The 18133-nt window shown below is 39.9% G+C and carries 17 protein-coding genes; all 17 read right to left on the bottom strand.

Annotation, left to right across the window (positions count from 1 at the left end; genetic code table 11):
* Positions 1-117: 117 nt before the first annotated feature.
* The 17 genes from EO112_RS04990 to EO112_RS04910 all read right to left on the bottom strand — a co-directional run bounded on the left by EO112_RS04990 (position 118) and on the right by EO112_RS04910 (position 18112).
* Positions 118-1185 (bottom strand): elongator complex protein 3, encoded by a 1068-nt coding sequence (locus tag EO112_RS04990; RefSeq protein WP_126940869.1) that lies wholly within the window; start codon positions 1183-1185, stop codon positions 118-120.
* Between the two features lie 57 nt (positions 1186-1242).
* A complete protein-coding gene (gene rnc, locus EO112_RS04985) occupies positions 1243-1974 on the bottom strand; it encodes a ribonuclease III (RefSeq protein WP_009353573.1) in 732 nt (243 codons plus the stop codon).
* 2 nt (positions 1975-1976) lie between these two features.
* Positions 1977-3221: a beta-ketoacyl-ACP synthase II gene (gene fabF, locus EO112_RS04980; RefSeq protein WP_127163243.1), complete on the bottom strand. Its 1245-nt coding sequence runs from the start codon at positions 3219-3221 to the stop codon at positions 1977-1979.
* Positions 3222-3245: 24 nt separating this feature from the next.
* Positions 3246-4202 (bottom strand): nitronate monooxygenase family protein, encoded by a 957-nt coding sequence (locus EO112_RS04975; RefSeq protein WP_127163241.1) that lies wholly within the window; start codon positions 4200-4202, stop codon positions 3246-3248.
* Positions 4203-4272: 70 nt separating this feature from the next.
* Complete coding sequence (locus tag EO112_RS04970) at positions 4273-4503, bottom strand: acyl carrier protein (RefSeq protein ID WP_009353552.1); 231 nt, start codon at positions 4501-4503, stop codon at positions 4273-4275.
* Positions 4504-4547: 44 nt separating this feature from the next.
* Entirely contained in the window at positions 4548-5291 is a 744-nt protein-coding gene (gene fabG / locus EO112_RS04965) for a 3-oxoacyl-[acyl-carrier-protein] reductase (RefSeq protein WP_009353560.1), read from the bottom strand.
* 1 nt (position 5292) lies between these two features.
* The gene (gene fabD / locus EO112_RS04960; protein ID WP_126940872.1) at positions 5293-6231 is read right to left on the bottom strand and encodes an ACP S-malonyltransferase; all 939 of its coding nucleotides are present in this window, start codon (positions 6229-6231) and stop codon (positions 5293-5295) included.
* Positions 6232-6246: 15 nt separating this feature from the next.
* On the bottom strand, positions 6247-7191 hold the full coding sequence (gene fabK, locus EO112_RS04955; RefSeq protein ID WP_009353568.1) for an enoyl-[acyl-carrier-protein] reductase FabK: 945 nt from the start codon (positions 7189-7191) through the stop codon (positions 6247-6249).
* Between the two features lie 10 nt (positions 7192-7201).
* Complete coding sequence (locus tag EO112_RS04950) at positions 7202-8197, bottom strand: beta-ketoacyl-ACP synthase III (RefSeq protein ID WP_127163239.1); 996 nt, start codon at positions 8195-8197, stop codon at positions 7202-7204.
* Positions 8181-9209 carry a phosphate acyltransferase PlsX gene (gene plsX / locus EO112_RS04945; protein WP_127163237.1) on the bottom strand — a complete coding sequence of 343 codons (1029 nt, stop codon included), beginning with the start codon at positions 9207-9209 and terminating at the stop codon, positions 8181-8183. Before plsX ends, EO112_RS04950 begins: the two co-directional genes overlap by 17 nt.
* Before the next feature lie 9 nt (positions 9210-9218).
* Entirely contained in the window at positions 9219-9773 is a 555-nt protein-coding gene (gene fapR / locus EO112_RS04940; protein WP_127163235.1) for a transcription factor FapR, read from the bottom strand.
* Between the two features lie 103 nt (positions 9774-9876).
* The gene (locus EO112_RS04935; protein ID WP_127163233.1) at positions 9877-11025 is read right to left on the bottom strand and encodes a hypothetical protein; all 1149 of its coding nucleotides are present in this window, start codon (positions 11023-11025) and stop codon (positions 9877-9879) included.
* A gap of 184 nt (positions 11026-11209) precedes the next feature.
* The gene (locus EO112_RS04930) at positions 11210-13453 is read right to left on the bottom strand and encodes a TonB-dependent receptor (protein WP_127163231.1); all 2244 of its coding nucleotides are present in this window, start codon (positions 13451-13453) and stop codon (positions 11210-11212) included.
* Positions 13454-13610: 157 nt separating this feature from the next.
* The gene (locus tag EO112_RS04925; RefSeq protein WP_127163229.1) at positions 13611-15872 is read right to left on the bottom strand and encodes a TonB-dependent receptor; all 2262 of its coding nucleotides are present in this window, start codon (positions 15870-15872) and stop codon (positions 13611-13613) included.
* Positions 15873-16015: 143 nt separating this feature from the next.
* Positions 16016-16282 carry a 30S ribosomal protein S15 gene (rpsO, locus tag EO112_RS04920; protein WP_009353572.1) on the bottom strand — a complete coding sequence of 89 codons (267 nt, stop codon included), beginning with the start codon at positions 16280-16282 and terminating at the stop codon, positions 16016-16018.
* Between the two features lie 123 nt (positions 16283-16405).
* On the bottom strand, positions 16406-17197 hold the full coding sequence (locus EO112_RS04915; RefSeq protein WP_009353555.1) for an ABC transporter ATP-binding protein: 792 nt from the start codon (positions 17195-17197) through the stop codon (positions 16406-16408).
* 15 nt (positions 17198-17212) lie between these two features.
* On the bottom strand, positions 17213-18112 hold the full coding sequence (locus EO112_RS04910) for an ABC transporter permease (protein ID WP_126940879.1): 900 nt from the start codon (positions 18110-18112) through the stop codon (positions 17213-17215).
* Positions 18113-18133: the final 21 nt, after the last annotated feature.

Below are 18133 nucleotides of genomic sequence, written 5' to 3'. Positions count from 1 at the left end.
CAATATAATATATTGTTCATACTATATCCTAACCTGACACCTATTTCCAACCTCTCATCACATACTCTCTCTACAGAATATTAGTTAATCCATTGTTGTATAACCATAACCCACTATTTAAAGAGGCAAGCTATATAGTATATGATCTATCATGACATGCAATACTCCAGTATTATTATTTTCCTGTTTTTCTTGCCAAGTCCATTCTATCTGCTTATATTCCTGTCCAAAATACTCTATATTTCTGTTCTTCAATCCACGTATCTTTGATGTGAAAGGTCTTGGATATTCTACAATGACCTTATGAATCACACCAAATACTTCTAGGTGTTCTTCTATGGTTTGCTGGATAGCTTGAAGCCATTCATAATTGACTACCAATTCTCCAAAGGCAGGAGCATAGGGTCCTCCTACAATACCACGACCAGCATCAAAATCTTCTGTACTTTGTAATCCTACACGTATGATCTGTGTACCTTTGCCTTCTAAATAGGATTTTAAAAAAGCACTATAGGCTACCGCTTGTTCTATTGTTAATGGTACATAACTACCTTCATGAACACGATCAGCTAGTTCTGTATCTTCAATGACAATCACAGGATAAATGCGACATAAGTCAGCCTGCAATTGACCGGCTTTCACCGCCGTTTTTACTAAAGTAGTCCAGGTTTCGCCAGGTAACCCAGGGAGTAATTGTATACCTAAAGTTATTCCTTCTTCACGTATCATTTTACACGCCTGTTCCACATCTTCTACCGTATGCCCTCGTTTAGCTTCTACTAGCATGGATTCCTCTAATGTTTGTACTCCTAATTCAATGGTTCTTACACCACTAGTAAAGAGCTCTTTCAATCGATCTTCTCTGATAGCATCAGGACGAGTAGACAAACGAATTCCTTGAACTATTCCTTGTTGAAATGCTTCTTTAGCTGGTTCCAATAATGTATCTTGCATTTCTTGTGGTATCGCCGTAAAGCTACCACCAAAGTAAGCTACTTCCCATTGTCCACTATATCCTTGTTCTGATACGGCTCTTTGTATGGAAGAACGAATGATTTCTGGACTGACCATCTCTTGTTGTCCTGATATACGTGGCTGATTACAAAATACACAAATATATGGGCAGCCAATATGAGGAATAAAAAATGGAAGTAATCTAGTTTTCTCTTTTTTGCTGTTCCTCATAACTGCCTCCTATGTATCATATAGAAAAAGGAGTGGTTCCCCACCCCTCAATCCTTACTATTGTATAAGCTTTTCATAAGCCTCTTTAGCTGCTGCTTGGGCTGCCACTTTTTTATTTCGCCCAGAACCTACACCTGATGGGACTCCATCGATGACTACTTCCATAGTAAAGAATTTATCATGATCCGGTCCCTCTTCATCGATAACATGATACCGTATCACACATTCCCCTTTTTGTTGTACTAACTCTTGGAGCAATGTTTTAAAATCCTTTCCTACTTTCCCGGAAAGTGCCATATTCATATATCCATGCAAATGACTCAAAACAAACTGTTTTCCCACATCATAACCACACTCTAGGTAGATAGCCCCTAAGACAGCCTCAAAAGTATCTGCCAAAATGGAGTTTCTATTGGCTCCACCACAATGCCGCTCGCCTCTACCTAAGCGTAAATATTTTCCTAAGTCTAGAGTACGACTACATTCTGCTAAAGAACCTTCACAGACGGTACATGCTTTTAAACGGGTCAGTTCACCCTCAGTCATTTCTGGATATGTAGTAAATAAATATTCTCCTATAATAAGGTCTAACACTGCATCCCCTAAAAACTCTAATCGTTCATTATGATATTCATGGGATAATTTATGTTCATTCGCATAGGAAGAATGTGTCAAAGCACGATTTAATGTACTTATATTGCGTAAAGGCAAATGTAAATTCGCAATAAGCTCGTGAAGTAATGCTTCACGAGCCTTGCTAGTTACTTTGCTACTTTTAGGAGCATTCACAATTACGCCTCGTAACGACGAACAACGATAGTTCCGTTGTGTCCACCGAAACCGAAGGAGTTGGAAAGAGCTACATCAACTTTTATGTCACGAGCTCCATCAGATACATAATCTAAATCCAATTCTGGATCTGGATTATCAAGGTTAATTGTTGGATGCACTTTGCCAGTCTCAATAGCCATTGCCATAACAATTGCTTCAATAGCACCAGCAGCACCTAATAAGTGACCTGTCATAGATTTTGTGGAGTTTACTGCTAATTTACTAGCATGATCTCCAAATAATTGTTTGATTGCCAATGTTTCATTTGCATCATTGATGGATGTAGATGTACCATGGGCATTAATATAATCAACTTCTTCAGGTTTGATACCTGCATCATTCAATGCTAATTCCATGCATTTGCGAGCTTGTGTACCACCTGGTGCTGGAGAAGAAATATGATATGCATCACCATTTGTACCATATCCCACTACTTCTGCGTAGATATGAGCACCACGTGCTTTTGCATGTTCTAATTCTTCTAATACAACGATACCAGAACCTTCGCCCATTACGAATCCATCGCGATCAGCTGCAAATGGACGAGATGCTTTTGTAGGTTCATCATTACGTGTAGACATAGCTTTCATAGATGCGAAACCAGCTACTGCTGCTGGAGAAACTGCCGCCTCTGTACCACCAGCAAACATTACGTCTGCTTGACCATGTGCAATCATGCGGAATGCTTCACCAATCGCATTTGTACCAGAAGTACACGCTGTAACAACAGTTTCTACTGGTCCTTTTAAGCCTAATTGAATAGATACACGACCAGATACCATGTTTGCAATCATCATAGGTACTGCAAATGGACTTACACGACCTGGACCTTTTTCAAATAAAGTCACATATACATCATGGATAGAATCAATACCACCAATACCAGTACCAACTACAGTACCACAACGATCTGCTTCTTCTTTGTCTAAATCTAAATCAGCATCTTTTTGCGCAAGCACTGCCGCTGCAATGGCAAATGCTGCAGAGCGGTCCATACGGCGCGCTTCTTTTTTATCAATTCCAAATTGTGTTGGATCGAAATCTTTAATTTCACCTGCAATACGAGTTGCATAATCACTTGCATCAAATCGAGTAATTGGACCGATACCAGATTCGCCACGTAGCAATGCATTGTAAAAGTCATCTTTACCGATTCCCACTGGTGTCACAGCACCTAAACCAGTAATAACAACACGTCTTTCCATTATTCCACCTCTTTATAATCTCATTTAATCAATGGCTGCTGCCTCTGAAACTAGGCGAGCAAAAATCTCTTTCACAGGTAATATGGAGTCTACTTTACGCATATTATTACCCGAGAACACTAATCCCGTTTCCACGTCACCTTGTTGAGCACGTGAAAGGGCTTTAATAATACAGAATTTGTGAGAACAATGCTTTAAGCATCGATGACACTCTGTAGGTGGCGGTACTGTACCGTCTAATACTATTTCTGCAAACTTATTACGCAACGCTTGTCCTGGAAGTCCTACTGGACTTTGGATCAAGACAATATCATCTGGAGCATCTGCACGAACGTACATTTTTTTCAATTCATCAGAGGCATTACACTCCACACTAGCAGCAAAACGGCTTCCCATTTGCACTCCACTAGCACCGAGCTTAATCATCTCCACAATATCTGCTCCATCAAGAACCCCACCAGCACCGATGACTGGAATATTTTTCACAGCTGCCACTACTTCAGGTACTAATTCCCGAGAGGAGCGATCTGTACCTAAGTGACCACCTGCTTCACAACCTTCCACGATCACAGCGGAGGCTCCTAATCCTTCAGAAATACGAGCTAATTTAGGAGTGGATACGATTGGTACAATAGGTGTACCAGATTCACGACCTAAGGCAAACATATCTCTGGAAAATCCAGCGCCAGCTACTACGAGGTCAATACCCTCATCAATGGCCGTTTTTACAAGACCTAAAAATTCTGTAGCGGCTACCATTGCATTTATACCGATAATGCCCGTAGGCGATAATTTTCTTGCTAATTGTATTTCGTATCGTAATTCATCAAAAGGCATGCCAGATGCTGCAATCAGGCCGATACCACCTTCATTTGCAACTGCTGCAGCCAACCGAGCTGTAGACAATCGGATTGCCATTCCACCTTGAATTACCGGTACTTTGGCTACCAATTTCCCTATTTTAAGTTCAGGGAGTTTCACTATTATTCCTCCTATGTGCAAATCCACTCAGGGAGCCGAGGCCCCCTTTGTGGTGCATAAGTGCTTAGACTTATTTTGTAGAATCGATGTAATCAACTGTATCTTTTACAGTTTTGATTTTTTCAGCAACATCATCAGGGATTTCAATATTGAATTCCTCTTCAAATGCCATGATCAATTCAACGATGTCAAGAGAGTCAGCGCCCAAATCATCGATGAAAGTGGAATCGATAGCCACTTCAGATTCGTCAACGCCCAATTGTTCAACAACAATAGCTTTTACTTTGTCAAATGTGCTCATTACGTACACCTCCTTTCATGTAGTCTATGTATAGAATCTTGCGTTTACATCACCATTCCGCCGTCTACATTGAGAACTTGGCCAGTAATATAACTTGCAAAGTCAGACGCTAAAAACGTTACTACACTAGCAATTTCTTCCGGTTGACCCATGCGACCAAACGGCACAGTAGCTGCAATACCTTCTTTAATTTTTTCAGGTAACACATCTGTCATTGCTGTTTCAATAAATCCTGGTGCTACTGCATTTACAGTAATACCACGAGCTGCTAATTCTTTGGCACAAGTTTTGGTAAAGCCAATTACCCCTGCTTTAGCAGCGGCATAATTGGCCTGACCCACATTACCAGTAACACCAGATACAGATGTCATATTGATAATGCGACCAGCACGTTGTTTTACCATAAGCTTAGCAACTGCTTTAGTCACAAGGTATACACCTTTTAAGTTAATGTTTAATACTTCATCCCAATCGGAATCTTTCATGCGAATCAATAATCCGTCACGAGTGATGCCTGCATTATTTACAAGAATATCGATATGACCAAATGTCGCAATTGCTTCATCTACCATGGCTTGTACATCGTCTGCATCGCCTACATTAGCTTTAATTTTGATAGCCTTACGGCCCAATGCTTCAATTTTTTCAACAGTTTCTTGTGCTACTGCTTCATTACCAATAAAGTTTACAACTACATCTGCTCCAGCTTTTGCTAATTCAATAGCAGTGGCTTGTCCGATACCACGGGAAGCACCTGTAACTAAAGCTACTTTACCTGTTAAATTCATTTTATTCTCCTTGTAAGAATGCAATCGCTGCTGCTAAGGATGCTTCATCTTCAACATTGGCTAATTCCATTGCTTTGTTAATTTTTTTAGTGAATCCTGTTAACACTTTACCAGGACCTACTTCTACAAATCTTGTAGCACCAAAGTCTACCATTGTAGCTACACAATCTTCCCAAAGTACTGGTGCTGCTGCTTGTTTTACTAAGGCCGCTTTAATAGCAACTCCATCTTTTAAGATTTCCCCAGTAATATTCGCTACAACTGGAATTTGAGCATCTTTCACTTCGATTTTGTCTAATTCTTCTTGTAAACGTTTTGCTGCTGGTTCCATTAAACGACTGTGGAAAGGAGCACTGACTGGCAACATAACCGCACGTTTAGCACCAGCTTCTTTCATTTTTTCAGCTGCTACTTCTACGGCTTTTGTAGCACCAGCAATCACGATTTGTCCTGGACAGTTGAAGTTAACCGCTTGCACAGAGCCTACAGTATCGTTCACTTCTCCACAGATGCGAACTACGTCTTCACGAGGTAATGCTAAGATCGCAGCCATTGCGCCTTCACCCAATGGTACAGCTTCTTGCATATATTCTCCACGTTTATGCACTACGTATACAGCATCTTTAAAATCAAGAACACCTGCTGCTACTAAGGCACTATATTCACCAAGGCTATGACCACCTACGATATCAGGTGTAAAGCCTTTTTCTTTTAAAATTTCATAGCATGCCACACTAGCTGTTAAAATCGCAGGTTGTGTGTTTGCTGTTTTTACTAATTCCGTATCTGGACCTTCAAAACATAATTGTGAAATAGAATATCCCAATGCTTCATCTGCTTGTGCAAAACGCTCTCTTACGATAGGATACGCTTCGTACAAATCTTTCAACATACCCACTTTTTGAGACCCTTGACCAGGGAATACAAATGCTGTTTTCATAAGGCTTCCTCCTGCTTATCGGATAACAGATTTTAAGTTCAACATTACTTCTTCTGCTTCACGAACAATATCTTGAATGATTGTTGCGCAAGGTTTAATGTCAGTCAACATACCTGCAATTTGTCCAATCATAACGGAACCGTTTTTAGTTTCCCCTTCAATGGCAGCTTTTCTAAGTGTACCAGCACCTAGATTTTCAAGAGCTTCTTTTGGTGCGCCACTGAACTCAAGGGATTGATATTTACGAGCTAATAAATTCTCAATGATACGAACTGGATGACCTGTTGTCAAGCCGGTCATCACTGTGGAACGATCTTTTGCTTTCAATACAGCTTCTTTATAGTTTTCATGGGCAATACATTCTTCAGATACTACGAAACGAGAACCCATTTGAACTGCACTAGCGCCCAATGCTAAGGCTGCTGCCATACCACGACCATCTGCAATACCACCAGCTGCAATAACAGGTACGTCCACAGCATCTACGATTTGAGGGATTAAGCACATAGTTGTAATATCTCCTACGTGACCGCCAGACTCAGTACCTTCTGCAATGACTGCATCGATACCGCCACGAAGTAAACGTTTCGCTAATAATACAGAAGCTACTACGGGAATTACTTTTGTACCGATTTCTTTGAAAGCTGGTACCCATGCGGATGGATTACCTGCTCCAGTTGTGATGACTGGTACGCGTTCTTCTAAAGCAACTTCCATAACTTCATTCACAAATGGAGACATTAACATAATGTTACAACCATATGGCTTGCTTGTGCGTTCTTTTAATTTATGAATTTCTGCACGGAATACATCAGGAGGCATATGTCCTGCACCAATAATTCCCAAACCACCTGCTTCAGATACAGCAGCTGCTAATTCAGCTGTACCTAACCAAGCCATACCACCTTGAAGAACGGGATACTCTATCCCTAACAAATCACAAATATCAGTCTTAATCATCTTTTCCTCCTTAGCACCATTTCATTACTAGACTTGCCCAAGTTAATCCTGCACCAAATCCAGCAACGGCAAGATTATCACCTTTTTGCAATTTTCCTGCACGCACTGCTTCATCTAAAGCAATCGCAATGGATGCTGCTGATGTGTTTCCATACTTAGGTAAATTAATAAATACTTTATTTTCTGTCAGATGCAAACGATCTGCTGCAGACTTGATAATACGAGTATTCGCTTGATGTGGAATGAAGAAATCTAATTCTTCCACTTTCATATTTGCCATTTCTAGCGCTTTCAATACAGTTTTGCCCATTGTTTTTACAGCAAATTTATATACTTCTTGTCCATTCATATGAATGAAGGTAAGCCCCTCTTCACGACGCTCTGTGGTCGGTGGCAATGCCGTACCTCCAGATGGAATACATAGATGCATTCCGCCACTTCCGTCAGCCCCCATATCCATACCGAGCATACCATAGCCTTCTTCTACTGAAGATACTACAGCGGCTCCAGCACCGTCACCGAAAAGAACACATGTATTGCGATCTTCCCAGTTTACTACACGAGATAATACTTCAACACCTACTACAAGCACATTTTTAAACAATCCAGCATTGATATAAGAACTAGCTGTAATCAAAGAGTATACATATCCTGAGCAAGCTGCAGATAAATCAAAGGCTGCTGCTTTTGTAGCGCCTAAATTAGCTTGGACTAAGCATGCTGTAGATGGAATTGCCATATCGCCTGTTAATGTGGCAACAATGATACAATCGATATCTTCTGCTGTTAACTTAGCAGCTTCTAAGGCTTTTTTTGCCGCTTCTGTAGCCATATCTGAAGCATTTACACCTTCTGGTGCAATTCTACGTTCTTTAATGCCGGTTCTTTCTTGAATCCAAGCATCGCTAGTATCTACCATTTTTTCTAAGTCTGCATTTGTAAGAACTTTTTCTGGCACATAGCTACCGGTACCAATAATTCCGACTGGCTTATTCAGCATTGTCATATGTTAGGGTCCCTTCTTCTTCAATACTTGAGGAAATATGTTCAATTAATTTCCGTTCTACTAGATCTCCAGCAATTTTAATTGCTGTCATAATTTCCTTAGATTTGGAGCTACCATGGCAAATGATAAATACACCATTTACCCCTAATAGAGGTGCTCCGCCATTTTCTGTGTGATCTAGTCGTTTTTTTATTTTCTTAAACACAGGAACAACCAATAAGGCTCCTAGTTTAGAGATAATGCTACTTTGTTTGATGCCTTCTTTTAGAATATCTTGTACCACAGATACAAGACCTTCTGCAAATTTAAGCACCACATTACCTACAAATCCATCACATACTACTACATCTACCGTTCCTTTTGGAATATCACGGCCTTCCACATTCCCTTTAAAAGGGATTGTTTTTAGTTTTTGTAGTAACGGATAGGTTTCTAAGACAACTTCATTTCCTTTAGTGGATTCTTCACCAATATTTAACAAGCCCACAGTTGGGTTAGGTTTACCAAGTAACAACTGCGCATAGTTATATCCCATGATAGCCCCTTGCACTAGATGTTTTGGCTTACTATTCGCATTAGCACCAGAATCTAGCATAATTGTCACGCCATTCGCTGTTGGTAATGGTGTAGCAATACAAGGGCGCTCAATCCCTTTGATTCTTCCCAGACCTAATAGAGCCGCTGCTACGGCTGCTCCAGTACTACCTGGTGCAATCACCGCATCACATACCTTTTCACGAACTAAACGTGTAGCCACTGCAATGGACGCATCTTTTTTCTTGCGCAAGGCAATACTGGGATGCTCATGCATTTCTATGACTTCACTAGCATGATGAATGGAAATTCTTGGATTCTCCAGTTCACCTTCTGCTTCCAAAATTTCTTTTATTTTACTTTCATCACCGACAAGCACGATATCCATAGTATCGTATTCGTGCACAGCGGCAATAGAGCCTAAGACTATTTCGAGGGGGGCAAAATCGCCACCCATAGCATCTACTGCAATCTTCATAATTCACCCTTATTCTATCACAGATTCCATAATAAATTTAGCGCGAAACACTTCTTTTATGGTATCTTTGATTGTTACTTTTATAAAGAATTTTTCTCCTCGTTGTCGCACTAATTCAGCTTTTGCCGCTAAATTTACATCGCTTTTAACGAGACTCTTATATTTAATATTTCCAACTCCAGCAATCATTGTAGGAACCCCTACAATAGCTCTTGCCAACGAGTTAGCCTGGGCGTATAAATATTGTGCCTCCACATAGCCTGATCGATCTAGCATCTCTTTCGTAGTGCGAAGAACACTGATGCCATATTGTCCTACTGCTAAATCAATGACATCTCCTACTACATCTGCCCGATCAATATGCTGTCTTTCATCAGAATGCTCCTGTGCCATTGCCTTAATCCGTTCACGTAACTCAGGAATGCCTAATGCCAAACGATCCAATCGAATGGTCGGAACACTAACTCCAAAATATGTGGCCAATTCCTCATCCGTCGTGAAGGGACTTATATTCAGTTTTTCGCGCAATAACTGTTGTCGTTCTTCCTTCTTTATACGACTCATATAACCACCTTTTATGACCAAGTAATAATACTTCCATACAATTATACTCTAAAATGATAATAGTATGCAAGCTTTTCTTGATTCCTATGCAAAATATGCATACTTATTTGAGAATGGTAAGTTGTCCTCTATTGCTTATCACTCGAATGGGCGCAGTTGTATCTGTTGCATTAGGCCTACGATCTACTATTTTTACATACCCCTGCAATACATCTACTACAATAGGTTCTGTATCTTCTTGGTAAATAGTACCTGCCGTTTCTGGCGTATCACCGCCGATTAATGTTTGAATATGACTACCTGTAAAAGTATATCCTTTGCCAGTTGCTAGCAGTAATTCTTCATGTCCACTGCGATGTCGCTTAGCTCCTATCCATCGATTATGCCACGTTGCCTGATTTTTCAATTCTAGTGTAACACCAGACTGATGAGGGTTATTTCCACTTTCAGCAAATTCATTTAAAGCCCCACCAGTCCAATTGGAGTCCTTTGTGCCAAGATTCATCGCAATATAGGAGCCATGACGACCTGGATTAGGGTTCAACCCATAATTTTTGTTAAGCACACCAAGATTACCCGTCACTTGTACTGTCGGATACTGATCAACCTGCTCCACAGAAGAAATCGTTGTGCTTGTATAGGTATCAGCTAATCGGTTAGTACCAATGCCAATGCTACCTTCTTCGACAATAGCAGCATACACATCTGCCTGCTTAAATGGCACAGTTTCAATTTTCACAGGACCGTCCAACGTAATATAACTATCTTTATTAGCCTGCACGCCATTACCAACAGCACGAATCACCGTTGGACCATGAACCACAACTTTCGTATCGTACTTAGGATCATTAATCTGTTTTCGTCCAAAGCCTGCATAGATACCGCTCATGTAATAATGTGCCATTTCATCAGCTTGGTCATAAGGATGAGCATTACTTAGATCTACTTGCAAGCCCTTGTAGACAGTTAACTTAGTACCATCCAATACATAAATACCAGTTACATTATGGTGCTTTTGCTGCACCGTGTCATACCCTACACCATTTACCTTAATATGCAGTCCCTCTGGATAGTTGAGTACCTCATGGTATTTGCGCATCGCCACAGCTCGCCCCGCTGTGCTTACCTCAATGAGCTCTGGTTGCGTCACAACCTGTTGAAAGCCTACCTCTGCCGACGCTCCATACACAAATGGTACAGTGCTCAAACATGCCATAACAAGTCCTGCTAGTACATTTCGCTTATAATTCATACATACTCCCCTTACGAATCACTTGGACCTCTACTATGAATATCTTTATATCCTCTTTAGTATACCATTGGTAAGAGCCATTGCCTATGGTAGTGCTATTCCAATTGGTCATACAACATCTAGTAGGTAACAAAATGAGACGCCCCTCCTCGGAACGTCTCATATTATTAATATTATAGTTGTATTAGAATTTGAATTTCATACTTGCAGAATATGTGCGGCCTGCTGTGGCTTCATCATCAAAGAAAATGCGATCAAATACATTTTGTACTCCAAATTGGATCGTCGTTTCTTTTGATAATTTATAATTCACAGAGAGATTCGAGATAACATAGCTATCCCGTGAACCATATTGTCCCGTAACCTCATCCACTGATTGTCGACGGCTTATATATTGAGTATCGAAAAGAGCATTCCATTTTGAGCTCGTGTATTCAACCCCAGCATGGATGATATGTTTAGGAATATCAAAATTAGTTTCTTCATATGCCTTAGCATTAGTTTGCGGAATAGCATTATGATTTACCCGTCCTGTTTGCCATGTGTAATTGCCAAACACTGACCACTTTGGAGACAATTGATGACGAAGTTCTAGTTCCACGCCACGACGAGTTTCAGAGTCTACATTACTGTACATTTTGTAATCAACTTTTTTATTTTTATAATATGTTACAAATTTCACTTTATCTTTTGTGTTTACATAGAATCCTGTTATACCCAATGTAGTCTTCGTATCCCAAGATTTTTTCAATCCAACTTCAAAAGTATCTGACTTTTCTGGATTTAAATCTGGGTTCGCTTTCACAGTACCACTATAACGATAAACTTGACTTAATGGCGGTGGATTAAAGGAGTGTCCATAGGATGCATATATATTTAAAGAGTCTGTTACATAATGTTCTACACCAACTTTAGGGCTCCACTCTGTATATTTACCTTCTCCATGTTGTACTGTATCATATTGTTTCTTATCTTCATTATATGTAATATGCTGACCATCAAATTTTTTGAATTGATCCACACGAAGTCCCGTATACACAGCCCAATCATCATTTGGACGATACGTATCTTGTAAGAATAACGCTATATTACGAGTAGTCCCTTTATTCACTTCATAAACCCCATCTGGATACGTCGTAGAATCATAAGAACTATGGTCTCTCCAATTGGTTAAATCTCTACGTGTTTGATCAAAACTTTCTTGTTTCCAGTTAAGACCAGCTACAACAGTATGTTTTCCTATATGTTCCCATATTTTTTGAGTATCAAAGTTAATTGTTTTTCCTGGATAGAAGGAATCATCTCCAGGTCCGTTATAGTCCGCTGTCTTAGGGTTATTTGGACTAGAAAATCCATCTTTCTTACGATCTAATATATTGAAAGAGGCCTGTATTTTATTAGCGTCATTTTTATATTGTAAACCATGAGAATGATATTCTCGTAATCCATCATACCCTAAATATCTATATGTTTTTAGTTCTACTCCCTCATTGTCATTTACTTTTACAATACCAGCAAATACAGGTTTCCCCTTTTCTGTAATTGTACTCATAGGATTCTTATACACATATGTGTTATTAGTATATAAATAAGAATATGTTAGGGATTCCTTATCTCTCAATTTCACAGTTGCATAAACAGACAAGTTTTTATTATTGAAAGCTTTATCTCCACGACTACCTAACAAATAGTCACCATCCTTTGTTTGCGGAATAGGCGTATCTGGAGTAATTGTTTTATCACCCGCTTCTAACTCGTATGCACCTCCTACGATAAAGAACCCTGGGAATCCACCTGTCCTACGTTGTTCTGCAGAAACGCCTACAGATACACGATCAGTTACGCGCGCATCAAACCCTAATTCATTATTCCATGTGCCATGGGAGCTATGTCCCATTTGTCCATGCCAATGAATATCTCGTACAGATTCTTTAGGTGCTACTTGTTTTGTTTGAATGCTAATAACACCGGCTACACCTCTACCACCATAAAGTGAGGAACTAGCACCTCGCACCAATTCAATACGATCAATCGTATGTACTGGAATCGCTTCCCAATCTACGCCATTATTAAAAGTATTATTCATTGGTACACCATTAAGCAATACTAATATATTAGTAGAACCAAAGCCACGAATTTGTAAACCACCATTCCCAACTTGACTTTTATATACACCTGGTAATAGTTGTAACGCATCTGCTACAGTATCCACCCGTTTGGCTTCAATATCTTTTTGTGTCACTACAGATACTGAGCTAGGTGTTTTAGCAATGTCTTCCATCGTCCGTGTAGCTGTTACTGTCACTGTTGGCAACATAACGGTTTCCTCTGCTGCAGAAGTATCCACTGCCTGTACCGCTTGACTCGTCATAGCAGACAAAATCATGGACAATAACGCTAATTGTGCCTTACCTATTTTTGTTTTCATACGTACTCCCCTTTTCTATACTAAAAACAAAATATCCTATTTTATAGTATAGCACTAATTTTCATCATTGAAAGTCATCATACAATGAATATTAGTTATTATAAAAAATGAGACATTCATATAATGAATATCTCATTTTATAGACTCCTATATACGGTTAGAATTTGAATTTCATACCTACATTATACGTACGGCCACCTGTTGCTTCTTTAGCGTAATATTCACGATCGAATAGGTTTTGTACACTGAATTGCAAGGTAGCTTCTTTGGACACTTTGTAATTCACGGACGCATTAGTCAAGAAGTACGCATCTTCTGACTCTGGCTCGCCACCGGCGGTATCTTTGCTGTTGCGGGAGCTTACGTATTGCATATCCCATAAGGCATTCCACTTGCCACTATTGTATTCAAAACCACCATGGAATAGGTGCCTTGGAATTTCAAAGTTTTGTTCTTTTCCATCACTTTGATCTGTATTGGCCAAAGCTTTACTTTCTATATATCCCATTTGCCATGTATAGTTTCCAAAGACAGACCATTTGTTAGACAACTTGTGACGAAGTTCTAATTCTACACCACGGCGTGTTTCTGATCCTATATTGATATACTTTTTGTAATCCTCAGTGCCATCCGCTTTTTTAAATGTAACATATTGAATTTTATCCTTTGTATTCACATAAAAGGCTGCTACGTTTAATTTTGTACTTTCATTCCAAGATTTTTTCAAACCAAGTTCAAAAGTATCAGAATGTTCTGGATCTAACTCTGGATTTGCATGAATAGGAGTTTTAGATGTTTGACCGAAGCGGTACACTTGGTACAAGGTTGGCGGTGCAAAGGAGTGACCATAGGATGCATAGACGTTGGTAGAATCATCAAGGTATCTTTCTACAGACAACTTAGGGCTTAACTCCGTGTAAGATCCATCATTATGATGTACGACATCGTAGGACTTTGTTTTCTTATTGTACTCCCCGTGGGACCCATCGTACTTTTTAAAATGATCTAAACGAAGCCCGGCATAAATAGCCCAATCATCGTTAGGGCGATACGTATCTTGTAAAAAAACTGCCATCGTGCGAGATGCCCCTGTATTCGTTTCACTCACACCGTTAGGGAATACCTTAGTATCTTTAGAGTTTTTATCACGCCAATGTTGCAAAGAAATCTTTTCTTGATCAAACCGCTCTTGTTTCCAATTCAATCCCCCTACAATTTGATGTTTTCCTTGAGTCTTCCATGCTTTTTGCACATCTAGATTGTACGCTTTGCCTGGATAGAAGGAGTGAGAACCTGGCCCTTCATAATCTCCTGAAGTTGCTTTTGTTGGCACAGAATAGCCATCTTTCTTTTTATCTAAATAGCCCAAGGAAACCTGTAATTTGTTCGCTTCATTTTTATATTGCAAACTATGAGAATGATATTCTCGCTCTGCATCATGACCTAAGAAACTATTGCCATTAAGAGATACATATTTTTTATCACTAACCTTGATATCCCCTGTAAAAACGGTCTTTCCATTTACTGTAACCGCACTGATTGGATTGTGGTAAGAGTACTTATGGTTCGCATATACATAGCGATAGGTTAGCGTTTCTTTGTCGCCTAGGTTCATCGTAATATAAGCAGACAAATTCTTATTATGCAAAGATTTATCCCCACGATTCCCTACCACATATTTACCACTTGTCAACTGTTTTAATGGCGTGTCAGGAGATACAGCTTTTACATCTCCTTTGATAGCCTTACTTTTTTCCGTCACAAAAAATCCTGGGAATCCATTTGTGCGACGTTCTTCTGCAGATACACCAATAGCTACCTTATCCGACACGCGAGCATCAAAACCTAGCTCATTGTTCCAGGTGCCATAAGTCCCACCATTGACCTTACCATGCCAATGAATCCCTTGACGATTTGCCTTCGGTGCCACTTGTTTCGTTGTAATACTTAATACACCTGCTACCCCTTTACCACCATACAAGGAGGAACTAGCACCACGCACCAATTCAATTCGATCGATGGAATGCACGGGAATCACTTCCCAGTCCACCTTATTATTGAAAGAATTATTCATCGGCACGCCATCAACGAGTACCGATATATTTTTAGAATCGAATCCACGGATTTGTATTTCACCTGCCGAAGCTTGACTTTTATACACCCCTGGTAATAATTGTATCGCATCTGCAACTGTATCCACCTTGCGATTTTCAATATCCTTCGCTGTCACCACAGACACAGAACTAGGCGTTTTTGAAATATCTTGTAAGGTTCTCGTTGCCGTTACCGTTACATCTGGCAAGGTCACCGTTTCTTCTACCGCTTGCGCATCATGAGCATACCCTGTATAACTGCCCAACGCTACCGTAACCATAGATAATAATAGTAACCGCGTTGCATTTCGTTTCACTTGTTTCATTCGTACTTCCCTTCTTACTATAAAACAAACATCAAGTTTCCTATTAGTATACCATTCATTTTCAATATTGCAAATCATTTTGTGAAAATATCTTCATATATAACAAAAAAGCGGCCGAAGCCGCTTTTTGTAAATACGTAAAATTATTTACGTAAGCCTAATTTTTCTAAGATCGCACGGTAACGTTCGATGTCTTTACGACGAAGGTAGTCAAGCATGTTACGACGTTGACCAACTAATTTTAAAAGACCACGACGGGAATGATGATCTTTTTTGTGCTCTTTTAAATGCTCAGTTAAGTATACAATGCGGTTAGTTAAAATCGCGATTTGTACTTCTGGGGATCCAGTGTCACCTTCGTGAACAGCAAATTCTTTAATAATAGCTGCTTTAGCTTCTGTAGTTAACATATTTCATGTCCTCCTAAAAATTACAATTCCATAGGCCAAAGTAATGGGCGGAGACTCAATTACCTCGCCTAGGTTAATACACCGGTATCTATAATACTATACTTTCATATAAATGTAAAGTATTTATCCTAACATCATGCGGTCACTGAGGGTATTTTCGCTAGCTACTTCAAAGCGCTCTAATAAATCTTGTACCGTTAAGCTAGCCTTCTCTTCTCCTCGTACATCATAGATAACTTTACCATTATCCATCATGATCAAGCGATTGCCGAATCGTAAGGCATCACGCATGTTATGGGTAATCATCAAGGTAGTCAAATGATGTTCTTTTACCAATTCATCTGTGAGCTGCAATACTTTTTCTGCCGTTTTCGGGTCTAAGGCTGCCGTATGTTCATCTAGCAACAGCACTTCCGGTTTCAACATAGTGGCCATCAACAAAGTAATGGATTGACGTTGACCACCACTTAATAATCCCATACTGGATGACAAACGATTTTCTAAACCCAAATCCAAACGAGCTAATTGCTGTTTAAATAATTCTCTTTCATTTTCTTTAAAAGCCCAAGACAATCCCATTTGTTTACCACGGCGTAAGGCAAGGAGCATGTTCTCCTCAATTTGCATATTGCCAGCTGTGCCCAACATAGGATCTTGGAAGACACGACCAATGTATTTGGCCCGTTTGTATTCCGCCATGTGAGTGACGTCTACATCATTAATATGCAATGAACCTTCATCGACGGAGAATACACCGGCAATGGAGTTCAACAATGTACTTTTACCAGCTCCATTACCACCGATAACAGTCACGAAATCTCCATCTTCTAATCGTAAATCAATGCCACGAAGAGCAATTTTTTCATTCACAGTGCCTTTATGGAAGGCTTTCACAATTCCTTTTAATTCTAACATGTGCGCACCCTCCTCTTAACCACGACGAAATTTACCTTGCCACGTTGGTAAGGATAGAGCTAAGGCTACTAAGATAGCAGTAAATAATTTTAAATCATTTGGAGGCATACCTAGGTATAGTACAGTAGCAATAACAATACGGTAAATAATGGAACCAAATACGACTGCCACGAGGCTCAATACAAAGGATGAGTTACCGAACAGTTTGCGCACTACCGAGGAAGAAGCAAATAATACTTCTCCAATAATAACTGATGCGAGGCCGATAACGATGGTTCCTACGCCCATACCGATATCCGCAAAGCCTTGAGATTGAGCAATTAACGCACCCGACACCGCTACAAAACCATTTGATAATAGTAATCCAAGAACAATCATGGAATCTGTGTTTACCCCTTGGGCACGAATCATTTGTGGATTTACCCCAGTAGCGCGGATAGATGTGCCTAGTTCAGTACCGAAGAACCAGAATAAGAATAATCCTACTACCACCGTTACCACTACACCAATAATAGTCAATGCTACCGCATTGGAAATACCCATGCTATGAATGGCGGAGTACACCGTATCCATGCGCAATAAGGAGATATTTGCTTTCCCCATAATATGTAAGTTCACAGAATACAAGGCAATCATGGTTAAGATACCAGCTAGTAATGCAGGAATTTTTAATTTGGTGTGTATCCACCCTGTTACAGCTCCGGCAATCATACCACCAATACCTGCAACTATCACTGTGATCCAAGGGTTCACACCCATGGTAATCAATACTGCAGAAATAGCAGCTCCCATAGGGAAACTACCTTCTACTGTTAAATCAGCTACATCTAAAATTCTGAAAGTAATAAACACACCCAATGCCAACAATGCCCACAATAGGCCCTGTGCAATGGTACTAATAATTAAGTTTGTCATAGATCCTCCTACTCGGGGTTG

It is taken from the genome of Veillonella sp. VA141 (genome assembly GCF_003992175.1).
GTDB lineage: Bacteria > Bacillota > Negativicutes > Veillonellales > Veillonellaceae > F0422.
Note: the sequence above shows the minus strand (reverse complement) of the source record. Positions and strands in the feature narration are given on the sequence as shown.

Bases quoted from the DNA above. Each gene is read 5' to 3' on its own strand.
- fapR (WP_127163235.1), bottom strand. From the start codon at position 9,773: ATGAGTCGTATAAAGAAGGAAGAACGACAACAGTTATTGCGCGAAAAA.
- fabF (WP_127163243.1), bottom strand. From the start codon at position 3,221: ATGGAAAGACGTGTTGTTATTACTGGTTTAGGTGCTGTGACACCAGTG.
- EO112_RS04930 (WP_127163231.1), bottom strand. From the start codon at position 13,453: ATGAAAACAAAAATAGGTAAGGCACAATTAGCGTTATTGTCCATGATT.
- EO112_RS04915 (WP_009353555.1), bottom strand. From the start codon at position 17,197: ATGTTAGAATTAAAAGGAATTGTGAAAGCCTTCCATAAAGGCACTGTG.
- EO112_RS04935 (WP_127163233.1), bottom strand. From the start codon at position 11,025: ATGAATTATAAGCGAAATGTACTAGCAGGACTTGTTATGGCATGTTTG.
- fabD (WP_126940872.1), bottom strand. From the start codon at position 6,231: ATGAAAACAGCATTTGTATTCCCTGGTCAAGGGTCTCAAAAAGTGGGT.
- rpsO (WP_009353572.1), bottom strand. From the start codon at position 16,282: ATGTTAACTACAGAAGCTAAAGCAGCTATTATTAAAGAATTTGCTGTT.
- EO112_RS04970 (WP_009353552.1), bottom strand. From the start codon at position 4,503: ATGAGCACATTTGACAAAGTAAAAGCTATTGTTGTTGAACAATTGGGC.
- plsX (WP_127163237.1), bottom strand. From the start codon at position 9,209: ATGAAGATTGCAGTAGATGCTATGGGTGGCGATTTTGCCCCCCTCGAA.
- EO112_RS04925 (WP_127163229.1), bottom strand. From the start codon at position 15,872: ATGAAACAAGTGAAACGAAATGCAACGCGGTTACTATTATTATCTATG.
- EO112_RS04910 (WP_126940879.1), bottom strand. From the start codon at position 18,112: ATGACAAACTTAATTATTAGTACCATTGCACAGGGCCTATTGTGGGCA.
- fabG (WP_009353560.1), bottom strand. From the start codon at position 5,291: ATGAATTTAACAGGTAAAGTAGCTTTAGTTACAGGTGCTTCCCGTGGT.
- EO112_RS04990 (WP_126940869.1), bottom strand. From the start codon at position 1,185: ATGAGGAACAGCAAAAAAGAGAAAACTAGATTACTTCCATTTTTTATT.
- EO112_RS04950 (WP_127163239.1), bottom strand. From the start codon at position 8,197: ATGACAATGCTGAATAAGCCAGTCGGAATTATTGGTACCGGTAGCTAT.
- fabK (WP_009353568.1), bottom strand. From the start codon at position 7,191: ATGATTAAGACTGATATTTGTGATTTGTTAGGGATAGAGTATCCCGTT.